The 548-nt window shown below is 72.8% G+C and carries 1 protein-coding gene; it reads right to left on the bottom strand.

Translation table 11 applies throughout. The features are described 5' to 3' along the window. Window positions 1–548, bottom strand: a 548-nt coding sequence (locus tag EOD42_RS25635) for a sugar phosphate nucleotidyltransferase (protein WP_276318171.1), incomplete at both ends; no start/stop codon positions are given.

Below are 548 nucleotides of genomic sequence, written 5' to 3'. Positions count from 1 at the left end.
GGCACGACCGCGCCGTTCTGGGTGCGCTCCATCACGGCATAGTCGATGGAGATGTTGGGGGTGGCGGCGAAGGGGGCGGGGTCGAGGCGGATGAAGTCGAGGTCGCGCTGGGCGCCGGCCATGGCGCCGCGGACGGTGGCGACGACCTCGGGGGCGAAGTTCGAGAGTTCGGCGAGCAGGGTATCGGCGCGTGCGACGAAGGTGCCGCTGTTCCACAGGTGGCGTCCGCCGGCCAGGAAGTCCTTGGCGGTGGCGAGGTCGGGCTTTTCCACGAAGCGGGCGATGGCCTGGACGCCGTCCAGCCCGTCGAGAGCGGGGCCGGATTCGATGTAGCCGTATCCGGTCTCGGGCGCGGTGGGCTGCATGCCGAAGGTGACGATGCGGCCCTGGGCGGCGGCGGCGGCGGCGCGGGCGAGGGCTGCGTGCAGCCCGGGGACGTCGCTGATGGCGCTGTCGGCGGGCATGATCCAGAGGATGGCGCCGGGGTTGGTTTCCTCGGCCAGGATGGCGGCGGCGGCGATGGCGGGTGCGCTGTTGCGGGCGACGGG

The organism is Rhodovarius crocodyli, from assembly GCF_004005855.1.
Classification (GTDB): domain Bacteria; phylum Pseudomonadota; class Alphaproteobacteria; order Acetobacterales; family Acetobacteraceae; genus Rhodovarius; species Rhodovarius crocodyli.
This window is presented reverse-complemented; position numbering and strand designations above follow the sequence as displayed.